18 protein-coding genes, 1 tRNA gene and 1 pseudogene are annotated in these 25,676 nt (G+C 66.1%); 10 read left to right on the top strand and 10 right to left on the bottom strand.

What is annotated here, in order from left to right; all coding sequences use genetic code 11:
* A partial coding sequence (locus HLA91_RS12400) for an LPXTG cell wall anchor domain-containing protein (RefSeq protein WP_170274938.1) occupies window positions 1–1,537 on the top strand: 1,537 nt, incomplete at its 5' end.
* A gap of 162 nt (window positions 1,538–1,699) precedes the next feature.
* Here the strand turns inward: HLA91_RS12400 and HLA91_RS12395 are convergent.
* Both HLA91_RS12395 and HLA91_RS12390 read right to left on the bottom strand, forming a co-directional pair.
* Window positions 1,700–1,909, bottom strand: a complete 210-nt coding sequence (locus HLA91_RS12395) for a hypothetical protein (protein ID WP_170274937.1) — start codon at window positions 1,907–1,909, stop codon at window positions 1,700–1,702.
* 123 nt (window positions 1,910–2,032) lie between these two features.
* Complete coding sequence (locus HLA91_RS12390) at window positions 2,033–2,674, bottom strand: GntR family transcriptional regulator (protein ID WP_170274936.1); 642 nt, start codon at window positions 2,672–2,674, stop codon at window positions 2,033–2,035.
* Between the two features lie 227 nt (window positions 2,675–2,901).
* Between HLA91_RS12390 and HLA91_RS12385 the strand changes: the two genes are divergently transcribed.
* From HLA91_RS12385 to HLA91_RS12375, 3 genes are all read left to right on the top strand, one after another.
* The gene (locus HLA91_RS12385) at window positions 2,902–3,921 is read left to right on the top strand and encodes a 1-aminocyclopropane-1-carboxylate deaminase (protein WP_170274935.1); all 1,020 of its coding nucleotides are present in this window, start codon (window positions 2,902–2,904) and stop codon (window positions 3,919–3,921) included.
* Window positions 3,922–4,056: 135 nt separating this feature from the next.
* A complete protein-coding gene (locus tag HLA91_RS12380; RefSeq protein ID WP_170274934.1) occupies window positions 4,057–6,528 on the top strand; it encodes a transketolase-like TK C-terminal-containing protein in 2,472 nt (823 codons plus the stop codon).
* Window positions 6,529–6,880: 352 nt separating this feature from the next.
* Window positions 6,881–7,876 carry a DNA cytosine methyltransferase gene (locus HLA91_RS12375; RefSeq protein ID WP_170274933.1) on the top strand — a complete coding sequence of 332 codons (996 nt, stop codon included), beginning with the start codon at window positions 6,881–6,883 and terminating at the stop codon, window positions 7,874–7,876.
* Between the two features lie 4 nt (window positions 7,877–7,880).
* Here HLA91_RS12375 and HLA91_RS12370 read toward each other — a convergent pair whose 3' ends face one another.
* The 5 genes from HLA91_RS12370 to HLA91_RS12350 all read right to left on the bottom strand — a co-directional run bounded on the left by HLA91_RS12370 (window position 7,881) and on the right by HLA91_RS12350 (window position 11,909).
* Window positions 7,881–8,849, bottom strand: coding sequence for a NaeI family type II restriction endonuclease (locus tag HLA91_RS12370; RefSeq protein ID WP_170274932.1), 969 nt, complete (start codon window positions 8,847–8,849; stop codon window positions 7,881–7,883).
* 4 nt (window positions 8,850–8,853) lie between these two features.
* Window positions 8,854–9,324: a very short patch repair endonuclease gene (locus HLA91_RS12365; protein WP_170274931.1), complete on the bottom strand. Its 471-nt coding sequence runs from the start codon at window positions 9,322–9,324 to the stop codon at window positions 8,854–8,856.
* 82 nt (window positions 9,325–9,406) lie between these two features.
* Entirely contained in the window at window positions 9,407–9,844 is a 438-nt protein-coding gene (locus HLA91_RS12360) for a (deoxy)nucleoside triphosphate pyrophosphohydrolase (protein ID WP_170274930.1), read from the bottom strand.
* A gap of 337 nt (window positions 9,845–10,181) precedes the next feature.
* Window positions 10,182–11,027: a hypothetical protein gene (locus HLA91_RS12355; RefSeq protein ID WP_170274929.1), complete on the bottom strand. Its 846-nt coding sequence runs from the start codon at window positions 11,025–11,027 to the stop codon at window positions 10,182–10,184.
* A gap of 195 nt (window positions 11,028–11,222) precedes the next feature.
* A complete protein-coding gene (locus HLA91_RS12350; RefSeq protein WP_170274928.1) occupies window positions 11,223–11,909 on the bottom strand; it encodes a hypothetical protein in 687 nt (228 codons plus the stop codon).
* Window positions 11,910–12,208: 299 nt separating this feature from the next.
* Here HLA91_RS12350 and fdnG point away from each other — a divergent pair.
* The 3 genes and pseudogenes from fdnG to nrfD all read left to right on the top strand — a co-directional run.
* Window positions 12,209–15,442, top strand: a pseudogene (fdnG, locus tag HLA91_RS12345) (formate dehydrogenase-N subunit alpha); the annotation flags it as partial.
* Window positions 15,443–15,576: 134 nt separating this feature from the next.
* Window positions 15,577–16,698 (top strand): 4Fe-4S dicluster domain-containing protein, encoded by a 1,122-nt coding sequence (locus HLA91_RS12340; protein WP_170274944.1) that lies wholly within the window; start codon window positions 15,577–15,579, stop codon window positions 16,696–16,698.
* Between the two features lie 10 nt (window positions 16,699–16,708).
* Window positions 16,709–17,857: an NrfD/PsrC family molybdoenzyme membrane anchor subunit gene (nrfD, locus tag HLA91_RS12335; protein ID WP_170274926.1), complete on the top strand. Its 1,149-nt coding sequence runs from the start codon at window positions 16,709–16,711 to the stop codon at window positions 17,855–17,857.
* 107 nt (window positions 17,858–17,964) lie between these two features.
* Here nrfD and recQ read toward each other — a convergent pair whose 3' ends face one another.
* The gene (gene recQ, locus HLA91_RS12330) at window positions 17,965–19,857 is read right to left on the bottom strand and encodes a DNA helicase RecQ (RefSeq protein WP_170274925.1); all 1,893 of its coding nucleotides are present in this window, start codon (window positions 19,855–19,857) and stop codon (window positions 17,965–17,967) included.
* A gap of 64 nt (window positions 19,858–19,921) precedes the next feature.
* Window positions 19,922–20,971 carry a selenide, water dikinase SelD gene (gene selD / locus HLA91_RS12325; protein ID WP_170274924.1) on the bottom strand — a complete coding sequence of 350 codons (1,050 nt, stop codon included), beginning with the start codon at window positions 20,969–20,971 and terminating at the stop codon, window positions 19,922–19,924.
* A gap of 34 nt (window positions 20,972–21,005) precedes the next feature.
* Here selD and HLA91_RS12320 point away from each other — a divergent pair.
* The 3 genes from HLA91_RS12320 to selB all read left to right on the top strand — a co-directional run bounded on the left by HLA91_RS12320 (window position 21,006) and on the right by selB (window position 24,279).
* Window positions 21,006–21,100: transfer RNA gene (locus HLA91_RS12320), tRNA-Sec, on the top strand.
* 24 nt (window positions 21,101–21,124) lie between these two features.
* Window positions 21,125–22,474 carry an L-seryl-tRNA(Sec) selenium transferase gene (gene selA, locus HLA91_RS12315; RefSeq protein ID WP_338076784.1) on the top strand — a complete coding sequence of 450 codons (1,350 nt, stop codon included), beginning with the start codon at window positions 21,125–21,127 and terminating at the stop codon, window positions 22,472–22,474.
* On the top strand, window positions 22,471–24,279 hold the full coding sequence (selB, locus tag HLA91_RS12310) for a selenocysteine-specific translation elongation factor (RefSeq protein WP_170274923.1): 1,809 nt from the start codon (window positions 22,471–22,473) through the stop codon (window positions 24,277–24,279). Before selA ends, selB begins: the two co-directional genes overlap by 4 nt.
* Before the next feature lie 125 nt (window positions 24,280–24,404).
* Here selB and HLA91_RS12305 read toward each other — a convergent pair whose 3' ends face one another.
* Window positions 24,405–25,631 (bottom strand): metal-dependent hydrolase family protein, encoded by a 1,227-nt coding sequence (locus tag HLA91_RS12305; protein WP_170274922.1) that lies wholly within the window; start codon window positions 25,629–25,631, stop codon window positions 24,405–24,407.
* Window positions 25,632–25,676: the final 45 nt, after the last annotated feature.

Here is a 25,676-nt window from a genome sequence, read left to right as displayed (position 1 = left end):
GAAGACCGGACAGGGTTCGGGGTCGTTCCCCAAGAGCTGGGTCGATTTCAACGTCAAGACCGGACAGGCCCAGTACTGGTTCACCTCCGGAGGCGCAGCCGACGCACGCAAACCCGCCACCGAGATCAAGGTCGCGTACTCTGCTGCGGAGACGGAGACTCCGCGCACCACGAAGTTCACCGTGGGCAAGGCCTCGGCAGCGGACGGTCTGCAGGTCGACATCACCGGCAGCGGTTACGACACCCTGCCCAAGACCAGCCACGGTGGCACTGCTGCCGGCGTCTACGCCGCGATCATCGACCGGTCGATTTCCAATGACAAGGTGACTCCCGCGAACCCAGTCGCATCGGCCTTCGTCAAGAAGGAAGCGCTCACCGGCGGCAAGCTTGCCGCCTCGGTGACCGCGGCGGCTGCGAAGCTCGACAAGGCCAAGAACTACGACGTCCTCGTCTGGTCGGGCCACGGGCTTCCGACAGGTGAGGCGCTCATCTATCGTGAGCCGATCACCTTGACCGACGCGCAGAAGAAGGAGCTGTTCCCCGAAGAGCCGAAGCCCACCGAAGAGCCCAAGCCCACCGAGGAGCCCAAGCCCACCGAGGAGCCTAAGCCCACCGAGGAGCCTAAGCCGACCGAGGAGCCTAAGCCGACCGAGGAGCCTAAGCCGACCGAGGAGCCTAAGCCGACCGAGGAGCCTAAGCCGACCGAGGAGCCTAAGCCGACCGAGGAGCCCAAGCCGACCGAAGAGCCCAAGCCCACCGAGGAGCCGACCGACACGACCCTCAAGCCCGTCCTCGACAAGAAGGCCGCCAAGCCTGGCGACTCGATCGTCATCAGCGGTCTGGAAGTGCTCGAAGGCGAGAAGGTCGGACTCGAGCTGCACTCGGCTCCGGTGAAGATCGGAGACTTCACCGTCGCCGATGGCGCGATCACCGCGACCGTGCCAGCTGACGCGACCCCGGGTGCGCACTCACTCGTGCTCTCCCACAACGGTGCCGAGGTCGGCAGGCTTCCCTTCGAAGTGCTGGCGGCAGACAGCGACCCGGTGGAGAAGCCGGCCATCTCAGTCGAGCCGAAGACCGTCAAGCTCTCCGACTTCCTCAACCAGGAGAAGGGTGCGCTGGTGACGGTCACCGGGCTGACCCCAGGCGCGAAGTACACCATTGAGGTCAACGGCGGGACCGATGTCAAGGGCGTCACCCTGACAGAGAAGGCCGATGCCGATGGTGTGGCCGCATACCGCATCTACGGTCTGTTGAAGGCACAGTCGAAGAACTACCTCGGCGACTACACGGTCACGCTGGCCGATCCCAAGCTCAGCACCACGTTCACGGTGGTCGCCGATGACGACGGCGGTTCCGACAGTGAAGCGGATGAGGGCAGGGATTCGAATGCCGGAGGCTCGCACAAGAAGGGCGGCGGTTCCGGTTCCTCGCAGCTGCCGCGCACCGGTGCTGAGCTCACAGCGGCAGCGGTCGGCGGACTGCTGCTGACCGTCGGCGGAGCTGCGGTGTTCATCACGCGCCGCCGTCGCGGCTGACATCTGCGCTGACATGTGCCGGCCGGCCGAGCTGCTGCTCGACCGGCCGGTTCTGTCATGCAGCAGCCCGGCCGGGCCGTGCACACCGGTCAGGCTACTGCGCACACCGGTCAGGCTACTGCGCACACCGGCCGGGCCGCAGCGCGGCTGTGCGCCCAGCGCTCAGCGACCCGGCAGAACAGGTGTGAAGTCCGCGGCCGAGGCGGGTCCGCCTGGCAGCGCGTTCCAGCCGCGGGAGATGGTCTGCGCGATCGCGGTCGAGTCCATGCTGCGAAACGGCAGGCGGTCGCGCGCCGGGCAGATGAGCCGCCCGATGACGAAGTACAGGCCGACGCACGGAAAGCCGAGAATGGCGACTGCGGCGAGAATCATTGATGCACCTTTGCTTGACGGACCCCTGGCGGAATGGAACGCTGCCGCTGTTTCTCCATTCAGCGCAGACCGGCTGCGCGTTGGCAAGCATGTGTTCGCCCCGTGGACTGTGGACGTGGCCGCTCAGGAGGTGATGATCGTCAGCCAGTTCTCGCGCGTGAGCGCCGCAGCGGCCTCGGTGTCGCCGGCGCGCAGCGCGGCGAGGATCTGCCCGTGCTGCTGCACAGAGTCGTCGCTCATCGCATCGAAGTGCAGGAACTCCGCCCGCCTGAGCATGAGGGTGACGCTTTCGAGGTGTGCGTCGAGGATCGGGTTGCCGGCTCGCGCGATCGCGACGGTATGGAAAGCGTCATCGGCGGCGATGGCCGCCTCGGCATCGCGCTCGCGCAGCGCTGCGGCCAGCTCATGGTTGGCGGTTTCCATCTCGGCGATGTCGCCGGGCCCGAGGTGGGGCGCGGCCAGTGACATCGCCAGCGCGTGCAGGGCAGCGGCGACGGCTTGGGCATGGGCGATCGCCGCCGGATCCTCGACGGTGACCCGGGTGGCGCGGCCGGGTTCGGCGGTGACGAGACCGGCGCGGGCCAGGCGCAGCAGCGCCTCGCGGATGGGGGTGCGGGAGACGCCGAGCCAGGAGGAGAGCTCGGCGTCACGCAGCTGCTCACCGGGCGTAAGCTCCCCGCGCACGATCGCATCGCGGATCGCCTGATAGACGTCGTCGCGTAGCAGCGCGCGCCGCGGTAGTCCACCGGCAGTCGGCACCGGCATCACATCACCTCCACATCCGGCAGTGCTGCCATCGGCTGGCAGCGGTGTCTCACTCGGGTGCACATCGTCTTCAGCTGAGCTTGCGCCCTCAGCAGTCATGCTACCGTGTGGCGGTATGCAATATATTGTATATCGAGCTGCATTCTGCAGATCGACGTGCCGATGCGGTCCCGACGACGTGATCGTCTCGGCAGCATCAGCGGCCGTCGAACGGAAGGATCCAGGCCATGGCACTCAGCGACTACGAGCGGTACCTCCTCACCTTCGGACCGAGCCCGGTGCACCAGCTGCAGCGACTCAGCGATCACCTCGGCGCCGGGAGGATCTGGGCCAAGCGCGAAGACGTCAACTCCGGGCTCGCCTTCGGCGGGAACAAGACGCGGAAGATGGAGTACATCGTCCCCGACATCCTCGCCTCCGGGGCTGACACGCTCGTCTCGATCGGCGGCTACCAGTCCAACCACACCCGCCAGGTCGCCGCCATCGCCGCGCACCTGGGCCTGCAGGCCAGGCTCGTGCAGGAGAAGTGGGTCGACTGGGACGACCCGGTCAACGACAAGGTCGGCAACATCGAACTCTCCCGCATCCTCGGTGCCGATGTGCGCCTCGACCCGGCCGGCTTCGACATCGGGATCCGGTCGAGCTGGGAGAACGCGATCGCCGAACTCGAAGCCGAGGGCCGCAAACCCTACGCGATCCCAGCCGGCGCCTCCGAGCACCCGCTGGGCGGACTCGGGTTCGCCAACTGGGCCTTCGAAGTCGCCGAACAGGAAAAAGAGCTCGGCATCGTCTTCGACACCATCGTCGTGTGCACCGTCACCGGCTCCACGCACGCCGGGATGATCGCAGGGTTCGCGCTGCTGGAGGAGCAGACCGGCGTCAAGCGCACGGTCATCGGCATCGACGCCTCGGCCACGATCGACAAGACCCGCGACCAGGTCGGCCGGATCGCCCGCCACACCGCCGGCCTCATCGACCTCGGCCGCGAGCTGCGCGACGACGAGATCGACATCCGCACCGGCTGGGAGGGCCCGGCCTACGGCATCCCGGACGACTCGACGATCGCTGCGATCCGCACGACGGCCGAACTTGAAGGCGTCATCCTCGACCCCGTCTACGAAGGCAAGTCGATGGCCGGCCTCATCGGCCTGGCCGAGGCCGGCGAGTTCAGCCGCGACTCCACCGTCCTCTACGCCCACCTCGGCGGGCAGCTCGCACTCAACGCCTACAGCTCGATCTTCGACTGACCCCAGCACACCCGCTGTGAAACAGCAGGAGGAGCCACCCCTGCCTGGCGCTTGCACCGGGTGGCTGATACCACCCACCCGGCGGGTAGTCTCTACCGTGGACGAGACATCGCCGCCGAGCGAAGGACAGATGCAATGCAGCTCAACCCCGATAACCCCCAGGCCGCAGGCGCCCAGTACGACCCCGTCGATGAGCAGGGCGAGGACCGTCAGCAGTTCGAGACCTCCACCCAGCTCGACCCGCCGAGCGTGAACTCCCGCCCGCTCTCCGCCTCCGCCTCGGCCACCGGCGCGTCCGTCCTTGACGAGATCGCCCAGCGGGTGCTGTGGCTCTCAACCGCGATGATCGACGCGGCCAACCGGGGCCGTGAGAACACCGACGGCGTCAAAGTCGGCGGGCATCAGTCGTCGTCGGCCTCGATGGTCGGCATCATGACCGCGCTGTGGTTCCACGAGCTCACGGCAGCCGACCGGGTCTCGGTCAAGCCGCACGCCTCTCCGGTGCTGCACGCCATCAACTACCTGCTCGGCGACCTCGACGAACGTTATCTGCCCTCGCTGCGCGCCAAGGGCGGCCTGCAGCCCTATCCGTCGCGGTCGAAGGATCCGGACACCGTCGACTTCTCCACCGGTTCGGTGGGCATCGGTGCGACCGCCCCGATCTGGGCGGCCCTGTCGCATCGTTATCTGCGCGACCGCTTCCCCGAGACCCCGGAGGCCGGTCGCTTCATCTCTCTGCTCGGTGATGCGGAGATGGACGAAGGCGCGGTCTGGGAGGCGATCATCGACCCGGAGGTGCGCGGACTCGGCAACGTCGTGTGGATCGTCGACCTCAACCGCCAGTCCCTCGACCGCGTCATCCCCGATGTGCAGATCCAGCGCCTGCAGGGCATGTTCGCCGCCGCCGACTGGCAGGTGCTCACGTGCAAATGGGGCACCCGCATCCAGAAGCTCTTCGCCGCCTCGGGCGGAGAGGCTTTCGCTCAGCGGATGGAGGACATGCCCAACGAGGAGTATCAGCGGCTGCTGCGCAGCCACCCCGATGAGCTACACGAACGCATGCTCGCCGGCCTCGATTCAGACGAGGCGGCAGTGCTGCGCGACGTCATCGCCTCATTGAGCCCGCGTGCGCTCGCCGAGGTCATCCGCGACCTCGCCGGACACGACATCCCTGCGCTCATCGACACGTTCCGGCAGATCGACGACACCCGCCCGACCGTCATCTTCGCCTATACGATTAAGGGCCGCGGCCTGGCCACCGAGGGACATCCGAACAACCACGCAGCCCAGCTGACCGAAAGCCAGATGCGCGAGCTCGCTGAGCTCTCGGGCACCTCGCTGGAGGATCCGTGGGCGCGCTTCGCCCCGGAATCGTCCGCCGCCGAGGTATGCCGCTCGACGGCACAGCGGCTCACCCGCCCGCCGGCGCCTGTCCACCAGGTGGGTGACGTGCCCGCCGAGCTGGGGTACGCCCACAAGGCCATCACCTCGACCCAGGCGACACTCGGCCGCGTGCTGTCCGACCTCAAGCGCGCCCAACCCGAGCTCGCCGAGCGCGTCGTAACCCTCAGCCCCGACGTTGCGACGTCGACGAACCTCGGCGGCTGGATCAACAAGACCGGCGTGTGGTCGATCGCCGGCCGGCAGGACTGGTTCGCCGATGACCGCGAGCGAGTGCTGCGCTGGCAGGAGGCCTCCAGCGGCCAGCACATCGAACTCGGCATCGCCGAGGTCAATCTCGTCTCCCTGGCAGGCGAGCTCGGCTCGACGTTCTCGCGCTGGGGTCAGCCGCTCATCCCGGTCGCCACGATCTACGACCCCTTCATCAACCGGGCGCTTGAGCCGTGGACCTTCGGCCTGTACGCCGGTGGTCAGTCGATCATGATCGGCACACCCTCCGGTGTCACGCTGGCACCAGAGGGTGGGGCGCATCAGTCGTTCAACACCCCGTCGGCGACGCTGGAGATTCCGGGGCTGACGAGCTGGGAGCCGGCGTTTGCACAGGACTTCGAATGGACGCTGCTCGAATCCATGCGCCACGTCGGCAGGCCTGACGGACACTCGGCGTACTTCCGGCTCTCGACCCGCCCGGTCGACCAGGGACTCGCACGGGTGCCGGACGATGAGATCGAGCGTGAGCGCCGCCGCCAGCATGTCATCTCCGGCGGCTACCGGCTCAGCACCCACCCGGCTGCCGAGGACGACATCACCCTCGTCGGTGCCGGTGCGATCATGACCGAGGTGTGCCAGGCCGCAGACTACCTTGCTGAGCGGGGCATCCGGGCCGGCGTCGTGTGCATCACGAGCCCGAGTCTTGTGTTCCGCTCGCTGCAGGCCCGCGGGCGGCTCGGTGGTGCGCAGGCCGGGATGGGTGCGACGAGCATCGTCGACGTGCTCTTCCCCGCCGAGCACCCTGCTCCGCTCGTCACTGTCATGGACGGCCACCCGCACACGCTGTCGTTCCTCCCCGGCGTGCGCGGGGATCGTGCCCGCAACCTCGGCGTCACCGAGTTCGGTCAGGCATCCTCGGTGTCCGAGGCGTATGCGATCCACGGCATCGACACCGCCTCGATCGCCTCGGCGGCACTCGATCTGCTCGGCCGGTGACGTCCCCGCGGGGACGTTTTCTGGACACAGTCGACGTCCCCGCGGGGACGTCTCCAACGGAGCATCACTTACGTTGTAACGGATCCATTACCCACTCTGCAAGGGTTCTATCGTCGATTCTGCAACGGTTTCATCGTTGATTCTGCAATTTCCGTGTGTCAGCGTTGACCCTGCTCTCCCGCGTTGGAGATCCCTCTTGATCTCGGCTACTGACAGGTGTCCTGAGCACCGTCTGCCACGTTGTCAGTGGTCGATGCCAGTATGAGTGGAGTGACAGGCCATGCAAGACCACTTGGTGGCTCATCGGTGAGTGAGCTAGGTCAGGCAAGAGAGTGATGAGAGGATAGGCAGCATGAAATCCGCAACGAGTCTGAGCGTGCTCGAGATCTGTGCCGGCGCTGGTGGGCAGTCGTACGGGCTCGAACGAGCAGGTTTCAATCATGAGCTTGCAGTCGAAATCGACCAGGATGCTGCAGCGACGCTGAAAGCTAACCGGCCGGGATGGGACGTGCTGGCGGACGACGTGCGGGAGGTGAACGGCCGGGATTACCGAGGTATCAGCTTGCTCGCAGGTGGAGTGCCCTGTCCGCCGTTCAGCCTTGCGGGGAAGCAACTTGGGGCTGAGGACGAACGCGACCTCTTCCCCGAGGCAATCCGCCTCGTACAAGAGGCAAAGCCAGAGGCCGTCATGCTAGAGAACGTGAGAGGGCTGGCATCTGCGCGCTTCAACACTTACCGGTCTTCAATCCTTGAAGCGCTCGATAAGGCCGGTTACGACGCAGATTGGCAGTTGCTGTACTCGAGTGAGTATCAGGTCCCGCAGTTGCGTCCCCGCTTCATTTTGGTGGCGCTGAAGCGACCACATTTCCGGAACTTTGAATGGCCTAAGCCAGTTGGCACGCCACCGACTGTTGGTGAAGCCCTCGGTTCCATGATGGGCTCGCGAGGCTGGGCCGGGGCGGCCGCTTGGGCAGAGCGCGCAAATGGAATTGCGCCGACTCTAGTGGGCGGTTCGCGCAAGCATGGCGGAGCGGATCTTGGCCCGACTCGAGCCAAGAAGGCCTGGCTGGAGCTGGGTGTCGACGGACGAGGTATTGCCGATGAAGCCCCCGGTCCCGAGCTACCCGAAGATTACATTCCGCGGCTTACCAATCCAATGGCGGCACGAATCCAAGGTTTTGCTGCGGACTGGGAGTTCTCGGGTCGCAAGACATCGGTATATCGGCAGATTGGGAACGCGTTTCCGCCTCCGGTTGCACAAGCTATCGGCGAGTCGATCGCGGTCGCGCTCGGGGCAAGCACCGGAGCGGAGAAGGAAAGCGAGCGGGTGCTTCGGGCAGTGAGCTAAGCGCCTACGCTTCCTCACTTCTCGGAGCGGCCGAAGGCGGATTCTCCTTGTCGTTGAAGTCGGGTGCGGCCTCGGTGAGTTTCTCGTCGGCGTCCGCTAGCCGCCAGCGCACGGTGCCGTCAGCTGACCGGACGGGCGCGACGCGCACACTGACGAGTTCGTGTTTCTGGGGGACAGTCGCTCCGAGGCCGAATGCGAACCGCTGGTGCTCTGTGTAGTCACCGCTGAGGATAACGAATCCCTCCGTCCGGAGGATATCCCTCGCCCCTCCGTTAGATCGCACTCGCTTCATGTAGTCGAGTTGCTGAGCGACAGTGGCGATGATGTTATTTGTCAGCCGGGTGTTTTGGGCACTTCGGAAGAGAGCGCAAAGGCGAGTCGTTCCACCGGACTGGGCCAGTATTGAGTCGACTGTTTCCTTCGGTAGCTTGAGCAGTGCGTTTGGCTGTATGGGAGCGTCAGAATAAAGCCAGCAGATGTCATCGCGGCCGCGCGCATTTAGGCTGGTCTTCCGGTCCCGGTTCGAGCTCTTCCGGCGGTTTTCTTCAGTGACACGGACGAGACCAGCGCTCCAGAGAGACTTAGAGTCATTCGCGGTCACTACGAGAACTATCTCGTCAAACGATTCGATCGGCAGCATCCACTGGCTAGTGAACGAGAATTTGCAGTCGACCTCGTGGCCCGCGATCAGGAAGTCCAGAGTGTTGCCGCTAGGGATGTCCAATGCGCGCTGCAAGTTGATTTCCAGGAGCGTACCGAAGTGAGACTTCTCGGTCTTATACAGTTGCTCGGTACTGTAACGCCCGGTATTCCGGCCGTCATAAAGCTGGTCGAATGACCTGCGGATGACGTCGGCGAACACGGTACCGCCGGGGTCCATGTTCAGGATCTCCTGCCTGACTTCTATGACCTCGGGATCATTCGCGGACCGGTAATCCTTACCGGCAGCGAAAAGGAGCTCGTCACGTGCCATCTCATCACTCAATGTTCAATCGCCGATCCTGAATCCTGACTGCTTCTATAACTGACGTTACCGCCTCTGCGAGCGGAACGTGCTCCCAGATCCGTACTACGTACCATCCGGCCAGAGCTAGGGATTCTGTATTTCTCCGGTCGCGTTCAACAGTCCTCCGGAGCTTCGGTGCCCAATACGACTCGTGAACGTTCGGCTGCCGTCCGTGTTCAGGGCAGCTGTGCCAGAAACATCCGTCTACAAATACCGCAACCTTCCGGCGTGTGAAAACGATGTCGGGCCGAACCCGTCCGGTAGGCAAGTCAATTCGGAGGTCGCAGCGATAACGGTAACCCAGGGCATGAAGCTGTGAACGCAGCTTAAGCTCCGGCTTGGTGTTCTTCCGGCGAATGGCCTGCATGTTGCGGCGGCGGCCTGCGCTGGAAGCTCCCGGGGTCGACCTCGGACGAGATTGGCGAGATCCTGCTGCAGCCATACTTTAACTTTAGCCTGGCCCAGGAGCACGGCGTGGGCGATACTCGCGAGGATTAAAGCCTGGGTGACCCCGGCCTCGACCCTCATCTATTGACCATTTGTGCGCCTGAGGCAGCTCCGGCCCGCAGCAGCTTGACGGCCGGCAGGTCGGGTTCGGCCCAGTCGAGGGAGGCGATCTCATGCCGGTCCACCCACACCAGCGCGTCATGATCAGCGCTGGCGACCGGCACCTCGGCGGCGGTCACCCAATAGCAGGCCAAGTCGATCGCCGGGCCGTTGCTGTGGGCCGCGCCCGAGGCGGGGGTCGTCTCGCGGACGAGCAGCTCACCGACGGTGACTTCGACGTTGACTTCTTCGCGCAGTTCACGGGCGAGTGCAGCTGCCGGCGTCTCACCGTCTTCGACCTTGCCGCCGGGAAACTCCCACTTGCCAGCCGCAGCCTTGTGCGGCGCGCGCCGACAGGCCAGTATCTGCTCCCCGCGGGTGAAGATCGCACCGACGACAGTGATGACATCGCTCATGCTGCTCAGCCTAACCGTACGAAGCGTGCAATCTGTTGCAACGTCTCGGGTTGACTCATCTATAACCTCGGCTTGAGCGGGATCGTTGCCTCACGTACCGATCTCCGTGGTGAGCATGATGGAGCATGGAGCTGACGATGAACCAACTCAAGGCCGTGACGAAGGGGACTGATGCACGACTAGGTGACAATTCGAGCTTCAAGCTTCTGAGGTAGCCGGCTCGGAGATGGACTCGCACTCTGCTGGTGTCAAACGCCCTGAACGAGCCCGCCGCCGCAATTGAAGAGGTATGGTCACCCAGTTGGCATTAACGCGCTTACCGGTGCTGCGGGGCGTCTCAGTTATCCGGGCCCCGGTGCATTCGGTTCTGAATCGAATCCGGATCACGGCGAAGATGCCGATCTAGGATGCTGATGGGCTGAAGGTTCTTCAGCAACCGGTCATGACGTTCCTGGTGGCCTTCCCACTCTATGTTGCTCGGTTCGTAGTCGTCGCCCATCACTCGCATCTTGATCTTTTCGAGGTCGCGGTGCCACCACTCAGGCAGGACTTCAAGAGCCGACAAACAGTTTCTTGCTGCAAATGCCAGAACGATGGACTCTTTCGTTAGCGTCTCGAGTACGAAGCGAAGTCGCGCCTCATCAAACTTTGGGAACAGTTGAACCCGGTAGCCGCCCTCGGGTACATCGGTGAGATATGGTTCGAGGGCGCTGGTCGGCGTAATGTGTGTCCACTTTGAGTACAACTTGTAGACGTTCTCATACGCTTGTACCGCTTCTTCCTTATCCTTGTCTTCACTGTCTGCGTACATGACATCACGAACGAACTGACGTGTTCGCTGGTCGCTCTGCCATCTTCCGTTAATCCACTTCTCTGCGGACTTCGGAGAGTGGGCCAGCGTCCGAGAGAGATTCGCTGCTTCGTACATGGACCGAAGCAGGGCGAGAGCCTGTACGTAGTGGTGGAACGCCGCGAGGCGCATGATTCCTTGGGCGTCGTGAAACGCACGAGTGAGAGAAGCTAGCGCGGCAGTGCTATTGGCGAACTTGCCGTTGTGCGGTGTTGACTCCGCGGAGAACTCGATTACGTACTGCACGAGCTCCAGTGCCGCGTGAAGGTCTTCTTGGTCGTGGATGATCGTTGCGGAGCGGTTCAGCTGAGATTCGAAGTCTTCATAAGTCATGCCACCACTTCAGCACATGGCATGGACACATGTTCACTCCAACCAACGGCGCCTCTCAATGTGAGCATACAAGCGATCTGCGACCGGCCCGGTGCGTCTGAGAGGCGGTCGAGGAATCGTCGTAGGTTCGCCGGCTGTTATGGCTTCGTCGGATGGCCTCAGCGACGCCGCGTGCGGCGGAAAAAAACGGGGACGCTACACGCATCCGTCTTCTAAAGCCCGGTCGCCTGAATTTGGCGTAGGACGGAAGCTGCGCTGATTATCGAAAGGCAACTCGCTTATCGCTCGGTCGACTTTGGACACGCCTCGGTCGATGCATGTCGCGATGGTCTTGAGGCGTTGCTCGATGTCGTGATCGCTTCGACTCACTCGCACCAAGTTCTTGATGGGGCCTGCATCGAGAGCGAATTCCTCGACGAACCTCGCTCCTTTGCGCCTCAACCTTCCTTTGCGCGAAAACGTTGCGGAGCCGGTGTACTCGATTGTTCCTGAGATGCGCTCAGGAGCAACGATTTCGCCGGGTTTTCGGCTGTTAGGTGAGTCTTGATAGATCGACATATTGAACTCCCCGGGGCTCAGGGTTATGTCTGGCGACTGATACATGCGCCGGATCTGCGCGCCGAAGTCCAGAAGACTCGGTTCGGCTGCGCTAAGGCCGTCGTCGAACGAAATCGTGACGTTGGAGGCTGCGGACGCGCTGAAGTTGCCGACCTTGAAGTAGATCCGGTCGTCACGTTCAAGTGGCGCGAAGCTCACTGCCACATAGGGGCGTGACGAGTTCCTGCTGTTGACGCGGAACTCAGCTGCAGACCACGCGACGCTGCTGGCTGTTACGGCAACTCCCGCGACTGCTGCAATCGCACTCATCCATGAAGGTTCCATGGCATGAGGATACGGTTGGGCTCAATCGAAGGCAGTTGACGGAACTGGTAAGCGTTTCTACTTCGGTGGCCGGACTGTGCGGTGAGCCGGGAAAGAGTTCAAGACTGAGACTGCCGTTGTGAGACGTACAAGAGCTGAGGGCGTTCGCGTACATTTCTCTTGAGCGACCCAGCGTACTTCCAGGTCTGGTAATTTTCGTAAAAACCCCGGAGTGAGCGGCGCTCTGCACTGGAAATTCACTGCCGCTCCGGCGCCGGCTGGAGCCGCAGGAACGATGCCGCTGATGATAGTCTTAAGCCATGGCGCGCATCAGCTTCCTCGACTGGCCGGTGTTCCGGCAGTTCCGCTCCGGTGACACCACCGGGCGCGGCCCGGCTGTGACGTCCCGGCAGACGAAGGACATGCGTCCGCGCACCGAAGACGCCGACACCGTTGCGCGCAGCGTGTGCCCCTACTGCGCGGTGGGCTGCGGCCAGCTTGTCTACGCCAAAGACAACAAGGTCATCCAGATCGAAGGCGATCCGGATTCACCGATCTCCCGCGGTCGGCTGTGTCCCAAGGGCTCGGCCAGCGAACAGCTCGTCAACGCCTCCGGGCGCATCACCGAAGTCCTCTACCGGGCCCCGAAGGCCAAGGAGTGGACAACACTCGATCTCGACACCGCCCTCGACATGATCGCCGATAGGTTCCTCGAAGCCCGCCGCAACCATTGGCAGGACAAAGACTCCGAAGGCCGGCATCTGCGGCGCACCATGGGTGTGGCCTCATTAGGCGGGGCGACTCTGGACAATGAGGAGAACTACCTCATCAAGAAGCTGTTCACTGCAGCCGGGGCGATCCAGATCGAGAACCAGGCCCGCATATGACACTCCGCCACAGTTCCCGGTCTGGGAGCTTCGTTCGGACGCGGTGGCGCGACCCAGTCCCTGCAGGACATGGCCAATGCCGACTGCATCGTCATCCAGGGCTCGAACATGGCCGAATGCCATCCCGTCGGGTTCCAGTGGGTCACTGAGGCCAAGGCCCGCGGCGCGAAGGTCATCCATGTCGACCCTCGTTTCACGCGCACCACGGCAGTCGCAGACAAGCATGTTCCGATCCGGGTCGGCTCTGACATCGTGCTGCTCGGCGGGCTCATTCGGCATGTGCTGGAGAACGACCTGTACTTCGACGAATACGTCCGGACGTTCACCAACGCCTCCACCATCCTCGGCGACGACTTCGCCGACACCGAGGACCTCGATGGACTGTTCTCGGGCTACGACCCGGACACCGGCACGTACGACACCCAGACCTGGGCATATGCTGATGCCGATGGGTCGCGCCGTGGCGTGCCGCCGAGCCAACCGGCCGAACAGGACCCGACCCTGCAGGACCCGCGATGCGTCTTCCAGGTGCTCAAACGCCATTACTCCCGCTACACCCCGGAAATGGTCGAAGAGGTCTGCGGCATCTCAGCAGAGGACTTCGCCTACCTCGCCGATGCCATCACGCAGAACTCCGGACGAGAGCGCACCACCTGCTTCGCCTACGCTGTCGGCTGGACCCAGCACTCCCAGGGCGCGCAGTACATCCGCACCGCCGCTGCACTGCAGCTGCTGCTCGGCAACGTCGGCCGGCCAGGCTCAGGCATCATGGCCCTGCGCGGGCACGCCTCCATTCAGGGCTCGACCGACATCCCGACTCTGTTCAACCTGCTGCCCGGCTACCTGCCGATGCCCAAAGCCGGCACCCACGACACCCTTGAGGACTACCTGGCGGTGATCGGCTCGAAGGAGCAGAAGAGCTACTGGGCCAACGCTGATACCTACATGATCAGCCTGCTCAAGGCTTGGTGGGGTGAAGCCGCGACGGCGGACAACGATTTCGCCTACGACTACCTGCCCCGCCTCACCGGCGCTCACGGCACCTACCAGACCGTCATGAGCATGCTGAAAGATGAGGTCGAGGGCTACTTCATCCTCGGCCAGAATCCGGCTGTCGGCTCAGCTAACGGCCGCATGCAGCGGCTGGGCATGTCGCACCTCAAATGGCTCGTCGTGCGCGACTTCCAGCTCATCGAATCGGCGACCTGGTGGAAGGACGGGCCGGAGATCGCCTCCGGTGAGCTCAAGACCGAGGACATCGACACCGAGGTGTTCTTCCTCCCGGCTGCCAACCACACCGAGAAGTCCGGGACCTTCACCCAGACGCAACGGCTCGTGCAGTGGCGCGAACAGGCCGTCCACCCGCCCGGGGATGCGCAGAGCGAACTGCAGTTCTTCTACGAACTCGGCTGCCGGCTGCGGGAGAAGCTCGCCGACTCCACTGACCCGCGCGACCGGCCGCTGCTCGACCTGACCTGGGACTACCCGGTCGATGAGCACGGCGACCCGTCTGCCGAGGCGGTCCTCGCCGAGATCAACGGCTTCCACACCTCGGGCCCGGAAACCGGCACGCCGCTGAGCTCCTACCTGGAGATGAAGGCCGACGGTTCGACCGCCGGTGGCTGCTGGCTCTACACCGGCATCTACGCCGATGGCATCAACCACGCCAACAAGCGTGTGCCCGGCAGTGCGCAGGACGAGATCGCCGCCGACTGGGCGTGGGCGTGGCCGGCCAACCGCCGCATCCTGTACAACCGCGCTTCTGCCGATGCGCAGGGCAAGCCGTGGAGTGAGCGCAAGAAGCTCGTGTGGTGGGATGAGGAGACCGGTCGCTGGACAGGCCAGGACGTCCCCGACTTCCCAGCTGACCGGGCACCAGATGCCGTACCCGAACGCGCCCAGGGCGGGCCGGCGGCGCTGACCGGCGCCGACGCCTTCGTCATGCAGCCCGACGGCAAGGGCTGGCTCTACGCGCCGACCGGAGTCGTCGACGGGCCCCTGCCGACCCATTACGAGGCGCAGGAATCCCCGGTGCCCAACCCGCTCTATCGCCAGCAGCACAGCCCCGCCCAAGTGATGTTCGACCGCAGGGACAACCTCATGGCTCCGCTGCCGGGGCAGGCAGGCGCAGGCGTCTATCCCTTCATCTTCACCACCTATCGGCTCACTGAACACCACACCGCCGGCGGTATGAGCCGGTGGCTGCCCTATCTCTCAGAGCTGCAGCCCGAGCTGTTCGCCGAGGTGTCCCCGGAACTGGCTGCCGAACGCGGGCTTGAACCTTATGGCTGGGCGACGATCATCTCCCCGCGCGCCGCGATCGAAGTCCGGCTGCTCGTCACCGAGCGCGTGACTCCGATACGCGTCGGCAGTGCAGCAGCCGGCAGCCAGCGCACCGTCCACCAGATCGGGCTGCCGTATCACTGGGGTGTCGGCGCCCAGGCGCACATCGTCGGCGACGCCGTCAACGATCTGCTCGGCATCACACTCGACCCCAACGTCCTCATCCAGGATTCGAAGACCGGTGCCTGCGACATCATCCCCGGCCGGCGCCCACGCGGCCCTGAGCTTGAAGAGCTCGTCGACGACTACCGGCGCCGCGCCGGCCTCATCGACGCCGCAGGCCGCATGACCGACAAGGCACACCAGGACGACCGGCCCGGCGACCAGTGGGATACTCCGCCGGAAGCCCAGCAGGGCGCCTATACGCATGAAGACGATGCCGACGCCGGAGCCGACGTCGATGTCGCCAACCGCTTCCACGAACCTGAGAAGGAGGAGGGCTCGTCATGAGCGCACCGATGACGGCACCGGCCGAACAGCACCCGAACGCTGCGACCAGCACTCCGAGCGACACCGCCGACCCGGCCGGAGCCACCGGGTGGGAGCACACCCACGAACGCAAGGGCTTCTTCACCGACACCTCGATCTGCATCGGCTGCAAGGCCTGTGAAGTCGCATGCAAGGAATGGAACCGCAACCCCGCTGACGGCAACCTCGAACTCCTCGGCTCCTCCTACGACAACACCGGCGGGCTCGGGGCGAACACGTGGCGGCACGTCGCCTTCATCGAACAGGACGCCGAACAGATCGCCGCCGCCCGCGAATCCGGCCGCAGGCTCGTCAACCTCGGCATGCCGACCGTGCGCACCCGTGACGACGACACCCCCACACCCGGTGCTGCCACACCGGGTGGACCGGCAGCAGCCGGGGGCCCGCAGGTCGATGCGCTCGCCGCCGCTGAGACGATCGGAGACACTGGCCTCACCCCGCCGGACACCCCGGAGTTCCGGTGGCTCATGGCCTCAGACGTGTGCAAGCACTGCACGCATGCCGGCTGCCTCGACGTGTGCCCGACCGGCGCGCTGTTCCGCACCGAGTTCGGCACCGTCGTCGTCCAGGCCGACGTGTGCAACGGCTGCGGCACGTGCGTGGCCGGCTGCCCGTTCGGCGTCATCGAACGCCGCGACGACGGCACCGTCAACCCCCCGGCCGAACGCGAAAGCCCGGCTGCCGGCAAGCCGATCGACCAGGACGTACCGCACCCGGGAACGGCGAACAAATGCACCCTGTGCTACGACCGGCTCGTCGCCGGCGACCAGCCGGCGTGCGCGAAGACCTGCCCGACGACCTCGATCAAGTTCGGGGATCGGGCCGACATGGTCGCCACTGCCGAACAGCGCGTCCGCGACCTCCACGCCCAGGGCATGACCGAAGCCCGCCTCTACGGCGCCAATCCCAATGACGGCGTCGGCGGCACCGGCTCGGTGTTCCTGCTGCTCGACGAACCCGAGGTCTACGGCCTGCCGCCGGACCCGCGCGTGGCGACGAAGGACCTGCCGCAGATGTTCAAAACCGCCGGCATCGCCGCCGCCGGGATGCTCGCGGCGACCGCGCTCGCCTTCCTCGGGGGCCGGAAATGAGGGAGAGCGCGTGACGACCAGCGAATTCGACTCCTACCGCCCGCCCGAGCCGCCGCGGAGGCGCAGGCGCGACCTGTTCCGCCGCTCCCGCAGCGACGACGGTGCTCAGGGCCGCGGCCGCGCCCGAGGTGCCGGTCCCGGCGGCGGCCGCCGCCGAGGCGGCGTGGCGGATGGCTCGCGGGAGATGCCGATGGTCGCCGAGGCGCAGTTCACCTCGTATTACGGCCGGCCCATTGTCAAGGCCCCGCCGTGGGGGCATGAGATCTCGACCTACCTGTTCCTCGGCGGGCTCGCCGGGGGTTCCGGGCTGCTGGCTCTCGGCGCGCAGCTGACCGGCCGGGAGCTGCTGCGCCGCAATACGCGGCTGACGGCCCTCGGAGCTGTCAGCGCTGGCGCGGTCGCCCTCATCATGGACCTCGGCCGGCCCGAACGGTTCCTCAACATGATGCGCACCGTCAAAGTCACCTCCCCGATGAGCCTCGGCTCCTGGATCCTCGCCGGCTTCTCCACGCCGATGGGAGTCGCCGCAGCCTCTGAGATCGACCGCCTCACCGGTGAGAAGCTGCCGCTGGGCCCGCTGCGTCCGGTGCTGCGGGGAGTTGAAGGGCCGTCCGGGCTGGCAGCCGCAGTGCTCGCGGCACCCCTGGCCGCCTACACCGCCGTGCTGCTCTCCGACACCGCCGTGCCGACCTGGCATGGAGCCCGCAAGCACCTGCCGTATGTGTTCGTCTCCTCGGCCAGTCTTGCTGCCGGCGGCGCTGCGATGGTGACGACCCCCGCTGCTCAGACCGCCCCAGCACGGGCGCTCGCGGCCCTCGGCGTGGTCGGCGATGTCGTCGCCATGCACGTCATGAAGGACCACATGCACCCGGCCGAAGCAGAGCCGCTCGAGACCGGCAAGCCGGGTGCCAAGCTCACATGGGCTGAGCGCCTGGCGATCGCCGGCGGCATCGGCACGCTGTTCGCCGGCAACCGGCTCGTCGCCGCCGCCTCGGGAACTGCGCTGCTGGCCGCCTCCGCTCTGACCCGGTTCGGCGTCCTGGAAGCCGGTCTGGAGTCGACGAAGGACCCCAAGCACGTCATCGAACCGCAGAAGGACCGTCTCGCTGCCCGGCAAGCGGCCGGCATCACCGACGACTCGATCACGACAGCTGGGTGAACCGGCTGCCGATCCGTTCGGCAGCTGGAAGGCCCGATTGTCATCGCCACCTTCGGAGCCGACGGCACCCGGAGGCTGTGCTGACGGCACCTGGCAGACCGGACAGCTCAGTCAGCTGTCGCCTCGGCGACGATGCCCAGGACGGCGTCACCGTAGCGGTCGAGTTTCGTCGCACCCACGCCGCTGACCTCGTTGAGGGCGGCTGAGTCGGTGGGCCGAGCGCGTACGATTCCCACCAGGGTCGCATCGGAGAACACCACATAGGGCGGCACCCCCTGGCTCGACGCTTCCCGGGTGCGCCAGGAGCGCAGGGTTTCGAACAGCTCGGCATCAGCACCGGTCAGCTCTGCTGCAGCGCTTCGGCTGCGCCGGCTACGACCGGGCCCAGCAGATGCGCCGTCGCCCGACCGAGGAGTCCGGTTGCCGGGACCCTGCACATCCTCGCGCAACAGCACAGACTCTTCACCGCGCAGCACCGGACCAGCCGCCTCCGGGACGACGAGCACCCCGTAATCGCCGATGGCCTGCAGCAGCCCGCGGGCCAGCAGCTGCCGGACGATCGAACGCCAGACCGCCGGGGAGAGATCGGCACCGACGCCCCACACACTCAGCTCCTCATGCCGTGAAGCAGTCGAACGATCACTGACCCGTCCGCGCAGCACATCGATGATCTGCCCGGCCCCAAAGCGCTCCCCGCGCTGGCGGTCGAGGCGGATGACCGCTGACATGAGCTTCTGCACCGGCACTGTCGCATCCCAGGTGCGGGGCGGCTGCAGACACGTATCGCAGTTGCCGCAGGGCCTGGCGTCTTGGCCGAAGTAGCGCAGAATCTGCACCCTGCGGCATTCGACCGTCTCGCACAGGGCGAGCATCGCCTCAAGGTGCTCACGCTGGCGCCGGCGGTGCGCCGCCGAACCCTCTGACTGGTCGATCATCCTGCCCAGCTGCACGACATCGCCGAGACCATAGGCCATCCACGCCGTCGACGGCAGCCCGTCACGACCGGCCCGTCCCGTCTCCTGGTAGTAGCCCTCCACAGACTTCGGCAGGTCGAGATGGGCGACGAAGCGCACATCGGGTTTGTCGATCCCCATCCCGAACGCGATCGTGGCGACCATGATGATGCCCTCCTCGCGGAGGAACCGGCGCTGATTCTCCGCCCGCTCCACCTCACTCAGACCCGCATGATAGGGCAGTGCGGCCAAGCCCTCGCCGCGCAGGAACTCCGCTGTCTGCTCGACGCCGCGGCGGGAGAGGCAGTAGACGATCCCGGCATCCCCGGCATGCTCGGTGCGCAGAAACCGCAGCAGCTGCTGACGCGCCCGGGATTTCGGTTCGATGCGGTACTGGATGTTGGGCCGGTCGAAACTCGCAACGAAATGCCGGGCACCGTCGAGTTTGAGGCGTTCGGTCAGCTCAACGTGCGTGGCCTGCGTCGCGGTAGCCGTCAGCGCGATGCGCGGAACCCCGGGAAACCGGTCTGCCAGCACCGCCAAGCCCAGATAGTCGGTGCGGAAATCGTGGCCCCACTGAGAGACGCAGTGCGCCTCATCGATGGCGAACAGCGAAATCCGTGCGCGCTCCAGCACGGCCAGCGTGCGCTCCTGGACGAGACGCTCAGGTGCCAGATAGAGCAGGTCGAGTTCACCGGCGAGCAGCGCCGCCTCGACCTGCTGGACATCCTCCCAGCTCAGCGTCGAGTTGAGAAAGGCCGCCTGGACGCCATTGGCGCGCAGCGCTGCGACCTGATCCTCCATGAGCGCGATGAGCGGTGAGATCACCACCCCAGTGCCGTCGCGCACAAGAGCCGGCACCTGGTAGCACAGCGACTTCCCACCACCGGTGGGCATGAGTACGACCGCATCGCCGCCGGCACTGACATGCTCGACGATCTCGGCCTGATCCCCACGGAAGGCATCAAAGCCGAAGACCCCTTCGAGGATCTCCTGCGCGCTGCGAGTGTTCGCGGATCGGCTGGTACGGGTGTCTGAATCGCTCACCTGTCCAACCTATCGCCGACACCTCTGATGCGCTCGAACTCCAGCGGCACTCAGGCTGTGCGCACTACCGCCGGATGCTGATGCCAGGCTCGGCGCGGGTGACGCCGATGACCGGGTGGCCGGGCAGCTCACCGACGACGAGCAGCCCACCGGACGTCTGCGCATCGGCGAGCATGAGCACGTCCTCCTCGCTCACCCCGGCACCCACCTCGAGAGTGCCGACCGAACGGGAACCGTCGGCAGCAGAAGAACCGTCGAGCTCCGAGCGCACCCAGTCGAGATTGCGCCTCGTCCCACCGGGCACAAACCCCTCGGCCAGACTGCGCACCGCGGCATCGAGCACCGGCACGGCGGCCATGTCGATCTCCGCGCCGATGCCGGAAGCCCGGCACATCTTGTGCAGATGCCCGAGCAGCCCGAACCCGGTGACATCGGTCGCGGCGGTGACCCCGGCCTCGAGTGCGGCAGCCGAGGCGGTGGCATTGAGTGTCGTCATCGTCTCGATCGCCTCATCGAACACCTCGCCAGTGGCCTTGTGCCGATTGTTCAGCACACCCACGCCCAGCGGTTTCGTCAACGTGAGCGGCAGACCCGCCTCGGCGGCGTCATTGCGCAGCAGCCGGGACGGGTCTGCGGTCCCGGTGACAGCCATTCCGTAGATCGGTTCGGGTGCGGTGATCGAATGCCCGCCGATGACCGGGCAGCCGACCTCCTCGGCGACCGCGACCCCGCCGGCGAGCACCTCGCTCATGAGCTCCATCGGCAGCACCTCGCGCGGCCAGCCGATGAGGTTGATCGCCACGACAGGCACCCCGCCCATCGCGTAGATGTCCGAGAGCGCATTCGCCGCAGCGATCCGCCCCCAGTCGTAGGCGGAGTCGACGACCGGGGTGAAGAAATCAGCTGTTGAGAGCACCGCCAGATCCCCGCGGATCTGCACGGCGGCGGCATCATCGCCGTCATCGAGGCCGACGAGCACATCAGGGCCGGTCTGGCCGGTGAGCGCTGCGAGTGCGTCTTCGAGCTCACCGGGAGGGATCTTGCACGCACAGCCGCCGCCGGCGGCCAACGATGTCAGTCGAGGTGAGGACGTGTGTGCATCTGTGATGTCCATGCCCGCGAGTATAGGTGGTGGTAGGTTGGAGCGCGGAGGCGTCCGGGTCCTGGTGGGCCCCCCGGTCTTCAAAACCGGTGAGACCGAGCACCTCGGTCTGGCGGGTTCGATTCCCGTCCGCCTCCGCCACTGGCTTCAGAGTCGAGGAGGATCGTGGAGGACCCGCGTCGCGCCATCCCGCGCACCGACCGGCTCATGGAGCATCCGCAGCTCATCGCCGCCAGCCGCTCACTCGGCCGCAGCGTGGTGCTCGGGCTCGTGCGCGCCGCCCAGGCCCGTGCCCGCCGCGGGGAGATCCCCGCCGCCGAGGTGGTCGAGACGGTGCTTGAGGCCGTCGGCTCCCAGCGGGCCTCCTCCCTGACCCCGGTGCTCAACGCCACCGGCGTCATCATCCACACCAACCTCGGCCGCGCCCCCTTGGGCGAGCCCGCCCAGCAGGCCCTGGCCGATGCCGCAGGGTACGTCGACGTCGAACTCGACCTGCCTTCCGGCGCCCGGTCCCGGCGCGGAGCCGCAGCACGGGCGGCCCTGCTGCAGCGCTGCCCGCATGCCGAGGATGCGCTCATCGTCAACAACGGCGCGGCCGCGCTGCTGCTGGCCGCCACCGCACTGGGCGGGGGACCGGCAGCCGGCGGAGGCGGGCAGGAGGGACCCGGCCACGGTGGGATCGTCATCAGCCGCGGGGAGTTCATCGAGATCGGTGCCGGCTTCCGGCTCTCCGACCTCATCACCGCTGCCGGCACGCAGCTGCGCGAAGTCGGCACCACGAATCGCACCCACCCAGAGGACTACGCCACCGCCCTCGACGCTGGAGCCGGCTGCGTGCTCAAAGTCCACCCCTCGAACTTCGCGCTCACCGGCTTCACCGCCGCCGTCGAGACCGCCGCGCTCGCCGCACTGTGCCGTGAGCACTCCGTGCCCCTCATCGTCGACGTCGGCTCCGGACTGCTGAGCGCCGATCCCGTCCTGCCGGACGAGCCGAGCATCGAGGCGGCCCTGGCGGCGGGAGCCGATGCCGTCATCGCCTCCGGTGACAAACTCCTCGGCGGCCCGCAGGCCGGGCTGCTGCTCGGCACCTCTGAGACGATCGCCCGGCTCGCCCGTCACCCGCTGGCCCGCGCCGTCCGCGCCGACAAGCTCACCCTCGCCGCACTCGACGCTACGCTGCGTGCCGGCACCAGCCCGGTGCATGCGATGCTGCACGCCGACCCTGCTGAGCTGCGCCGCCGCACCGACGCCCTCACCGCGCAGGTCGGCGGCACCGTCGTGGCACATGACGGCCGGGTAGGCGGCGGTGGCGGCACCGGGGTGCCGCTGCCGGGCTGGGCGCTCGCCCTGCCCGAGGACTTCGCCCCAGCCCTGCGCACCGGCGACCCGGCCGTCCTGCCGCGCGTGCATGACGGCAGCTGCCTCATCGACCTGCGCTGCATCCCCGCAGACCAGGACCCGGCACTCGCCGATGCCATCAGGGCTGCCGGCGGCCGCCTCGGGAACGGCAGATGAGCAGCTTCGTCATCGCCACCGCCGGGCACGTCGACCACGGCAAATCGACGCTCGTGCGGGCACTGACCGGAATCGAACCCGACCGGTGGGCTGAAGAGCGCAAACGCGGGCTGACCATCGACCTCGGCTTCGCGTGGACGGCCCTGCCGTCTGGCCGCCAGGTCGCCTTCGTCGACGTGCCCGGCCACGAACGCTACGTCGGCAATATGCTCGCCGGCCTCGGACCCGTCCCCGTCGTCTGTTTCGTCATCGCCGCCGATGAAGGCTGGCAGGCGCAGTCGAGCGAGCACCGCGACGCGATTGCAGCCCTCGGCATCACGGCAGGTCTGATCGTCATCACCCGCCGTGACCGCGCCCCGGACGCCGTGCCCGAGGTGACGGCCCGGGCGCGTGCCGAACTGCGCGGGACCGGATTGGCCGCTGCACCGATCGTCGCCTGCTCCGGCGTCACCGGTGAGGGACTCGACGAGGTGCGCGGGGCTCTTGACGGAGTGCTTGCCGGGCTGCCGGAGCCGGACCCTCACACCCGGCTGCGCCTGTGGGTCGACCGGGCGTTCACGATCGCAGGGTCGGGCACGGTTATCACCGGCACGCTCGCCGGCGGCACGGTGCGGGCAGGTGAGCGGCTGCAGCTCATCGGGCAAGAGACCGGCGAGCCGAATGAGGTCACCGTCCGCGGGCTGCAGTCCCGCGGTCAGCAGTCCGAGGTGCTCGAACCGGTGAGCCGGGCGGCACTGAACCTGCGCGGCATGCCGGCAGCCGAAGTGCACCGTGGGGACGCGCTCATCTCCGCCGACTGGTGGATCACCGACACCGTCGATGTCCGATGGGCTTCAGGCGGGGCGCTCGATGAGGGCAGCGAGCACATCACCGTCCACATCGGCACTGCTGCGATCGGGGCCAGGCTGCGGCCCTTCGATGCCGATCATGCGCGGCTGCAGCTCAGCCGGCCGCTGCCCCTGCAGCTCGGTGATCGAATGGTGCTGCGCGACTCCGGGGCGAAGATGGTGGTTGCCGGCGTGCAGGTCCTCGACCTCGACCCGCCGGCCCTGACCCGCCGCGGGGCCGGGCACAGGCGCGCCGAGGCGTTGGCCGAACTGCCGGCTGGCGGGTCGGTGGCAGCCGAGGTCACCCGCCGGCAGGCAGTGCGCGTGGAGACGCTTCGGCGCTTCGGATTCGACATCGGTGAGCTTGCTGGGGTCCAGCTGCCGGCAGGCGTCGTTGCGATCGGCGACTGGCTGGCCACCGCCGAGGCGGTGCGCACCTGGGCGTCTCGCCTGCGGCAGCTGCTTGCCGCCCACCTTAAAACCGATGCGCTCTCACCAGGCCTCAGCCGTCAGGCTGCCGCGCATGCTCTCGAACTGCCGCACGCAGAGCTGCTCGATGCCGTCATCAAAGCCGCCAGGCTCCGGCAGCGCGACGGGCTCATCCGCCCGCTGCAGCAGCGGGCTGATTTGGGCCGGGCGGAGAAGGGCATCGCCGCACTCGAACGGCAGCTGGCAGCCAGCCCCTTCAGCGCTCCGGAAGCCGACGATCTGGCTCGGCTGAACCTGGGTTCCAGGGAGCTCGCGGCTGCCGAACGGACCGGCCGGCTCATCCGCATCTCTGAGGGCGTGGTGCTGCTCCCGAGCGCACCGGCCCAGGCGATGCGGGTGCTGGCCGCACTCGACCAGCCCTTCACCGCCAGCCAGGCCCGGCAGGCACTCGGCACCACCCGCCGGATCGCGATCCCGCTGCTCGAACACCTCGACTCCCGCGGCTGGACCCGCCGGCTGGACGGCAACCTGCGCGAAGTCGTGCGCTGAGCCGGCAACGGTTGCCGGCCTTAGCAACACACGACTTCGCGTCCCGCGGTACTGATCATCGGTGTCCCACGAAGCCGTCGACAGCAATCGTGCCCATTAGCATGAGCGCTCCGCAGTTATATCGGTTATGCGTGAACCAGGCCTCCGCGGACGAAAACGTGACGCACCGACTTCTGCGGTTCCGCCAGCACAGTAATGTCATCGAGCGGATTGGCGTTCAAGAGGACAATATCGGCCTGAGCGCCTTCGCGGATGATTCCGAGTTCGCCTTCCTGATCCAACAGGCGAGCGGCCACTGTTGTCGCAGAACGCAGGACGGCACCAGCGGACTGGACTTGCGAACGGATCTCGAACTCTTTGCTCTGCCATTTCCACATGTCACCCAGCAGGTCAGAGCCGTACGCGATGTTGACCCCGCCCTGATCCGCGGCTTCGAGTGCCTTCAGGCCTGCGTAGAGCACACTGTCGACCTTGTCGGCGCTTGCCTGCGGCAGTCCGTGGCGGACTCCTTCGGCCTTCAACCGTTCATAAGTCACAAGAGTCGGCACGAGGAACGCGTCGTTCTCAGTGAAGAGTCTGATGCTCTCGTCATCGAGAAGGTTGCCGTGCTCGATAGAGCGGACCCCGAGCTTCAGCCCACGGTTGATCGCGCGGGCAGTGTAGGCGTGTCCGAGAACGTAGCGGTTTGAAGCGGCTGCCTCTTCGACGGCGGCCCGAATCTCCTCATCAGAGAACTGTGTAGAGTCGATTCGGTCGGTTGGCGAAGCGACGCCGCCCGAGAGCATGATCTTGATGTGGTCCGCACCTGTCCGCAACTGCATGCGAGCGGCCTTGCGGACTTCATCGACGCCGTCGCACACCGTCCCAATGTGCGGGCAGCACTGGTGCTGGTCGACGATGGACGTCCCCGGTCCGCGCATATCGGCATGGCCGCCGGTTTGAGACAGAGCCTTCCCGCCGAAGAACAGCCGAGGTGCAAGGAATAGCTGCTCTGCAGCTGCCCTGGCCAGCCCGAAGTCCGCACCTCCGGCATCCCGAAGCGTTGTGAAACCGCGTCGGAGAGCACCTTGCATCGTGTTGATGGCCGACGCGGTCAGGTATGCAGGCGACTCATCACCCAGGCGTCCAAGGTCTGCAGTATTGGCCAGAACGTGAACGTGACAGTCGATGAGACCGGGTATCGCGATCGCTCCTCCGGCATCGATTGAGGAGTCGGACTCGTTGTTTGCCGCACTGATGCTCGAAATCCGATCACCGTTGATCTGGATAGACTGCGGTTCAGACACGGTTTCGGTGACTGGATCGAGAATCCGCACGTTGGTGATAGCAGTGATTGATTCATCTAGGTGCATCCGGTCTCTCCTGCCGACAGATAAGCGGTAGCTGCTGTGTCTGGA

Source organism: Brevibacterium luteolum, from assembly GCF_013004595.1.
GTDB lineage: Bacteria > Actinomycetota > Actinomycetes > Actinomycetales > Brevibacteriaceae > Brevibacterium > Brevibacterium luteolum.
The sequence above is the reverse complement of the archived record's forward strand: the minus strand, read 5'-3'. Positions and strand labels throughout refer to the sequence as shown.

Coding starts and splice junctions, on each gene's coding strand:
- selD (WP_170274924.1), bottom strand. CDS start 20,971: ATGGACATCACAGATGCACACACGTCCTCACCTCGACTGACATCGTTG.
- HLA91_RS12340 (WP_170274944.1), top strand. CDS start 15,577: ATGACGGCACCGGCCGAACAGCACCCGAACGCTGCGACCAGCACTCCG.
- HLA91_RS12360 (WP_170274930.1), bottom strand. CDS start 9,844: ATGAGCGATGTCATCACTGTCGTCGGTGCGATCTTCACCCGCGGGGAG.
- HLA91_RS12355 (WP_170274929.1), bottom strand. CDS start 11,027: ATGACTTATGAAGACTTCGAATCTCAGCTGAACCGCTCCGCAACGATC.
- HLA91_RS12385 (WP_170274935.1), top strand. CDS start 2,902: ATGGCACTCAGCGACTACGAGCGGTACCTCCTCACCTTCGGACCGAGC.
- HLA91_RS12365 (WP_170274931.1), bottom strand. CDS start 9,324: ATGGCTGCAGCAGGATCTCGCCAATCTCGTCCGAGGTCGACCCCGGGA.
- selB (WP_170274923.1), top strand. CDS start 22,471: ATGAGCAGCTTCGTCATCGCCACCGCCGGGCACGTCGACCACGGCAAA.
- HLA91_RS12305 (WP_170274922.1), bottom strand. CDS start 25,631: ATGCACCTAGATGAATCAATCACTGCTATCACCAACGTGCGGATTCTC.
- HLA91_RS12390 (WP_170274936.1), bottom strand. CDS start 2,674: ATGCCGGTGCCGACTGCCGGTGGACTACCGCGGCGCGCGCTGCTACGC.
- HLA91_RS12370 (WP_170274932.1), bottom strand. CDS start 8,849: ATGGCACGTGACGAGCTCCTTTTCGCTGCCGGTAAGGATTACCGGTCC.
- HLA91_RS12375 (WP_170274933.1), top strand. CDS start 6,881: ATGAAATCCGCAACGAGTCTGAGCGTGCTCGAGATCTGTGCCGGCGCT.
- HLA91_RS12395 (WP_170274937.1), bottom strand. CDS start 1,909: ATGATTCTCGCCGCAGTCGCCATTCTCGGCTTTCCGTGCGTCGGCCTG.
- HLA91_RS12350 (WP_170274928.1), bottom strand. CDS start 11,909: ATGGAACCTTCATGGATGAGTGCGATTGCAGCAGTCGCGGGAGTTGCC.
- HLA91_RS12380 (WP_170274934.1), top strand. CDS start 4,057: ATGCAGCTCAACCCCGATAACCCCCAGGCCGCAGGCGCCCAGTACGAC.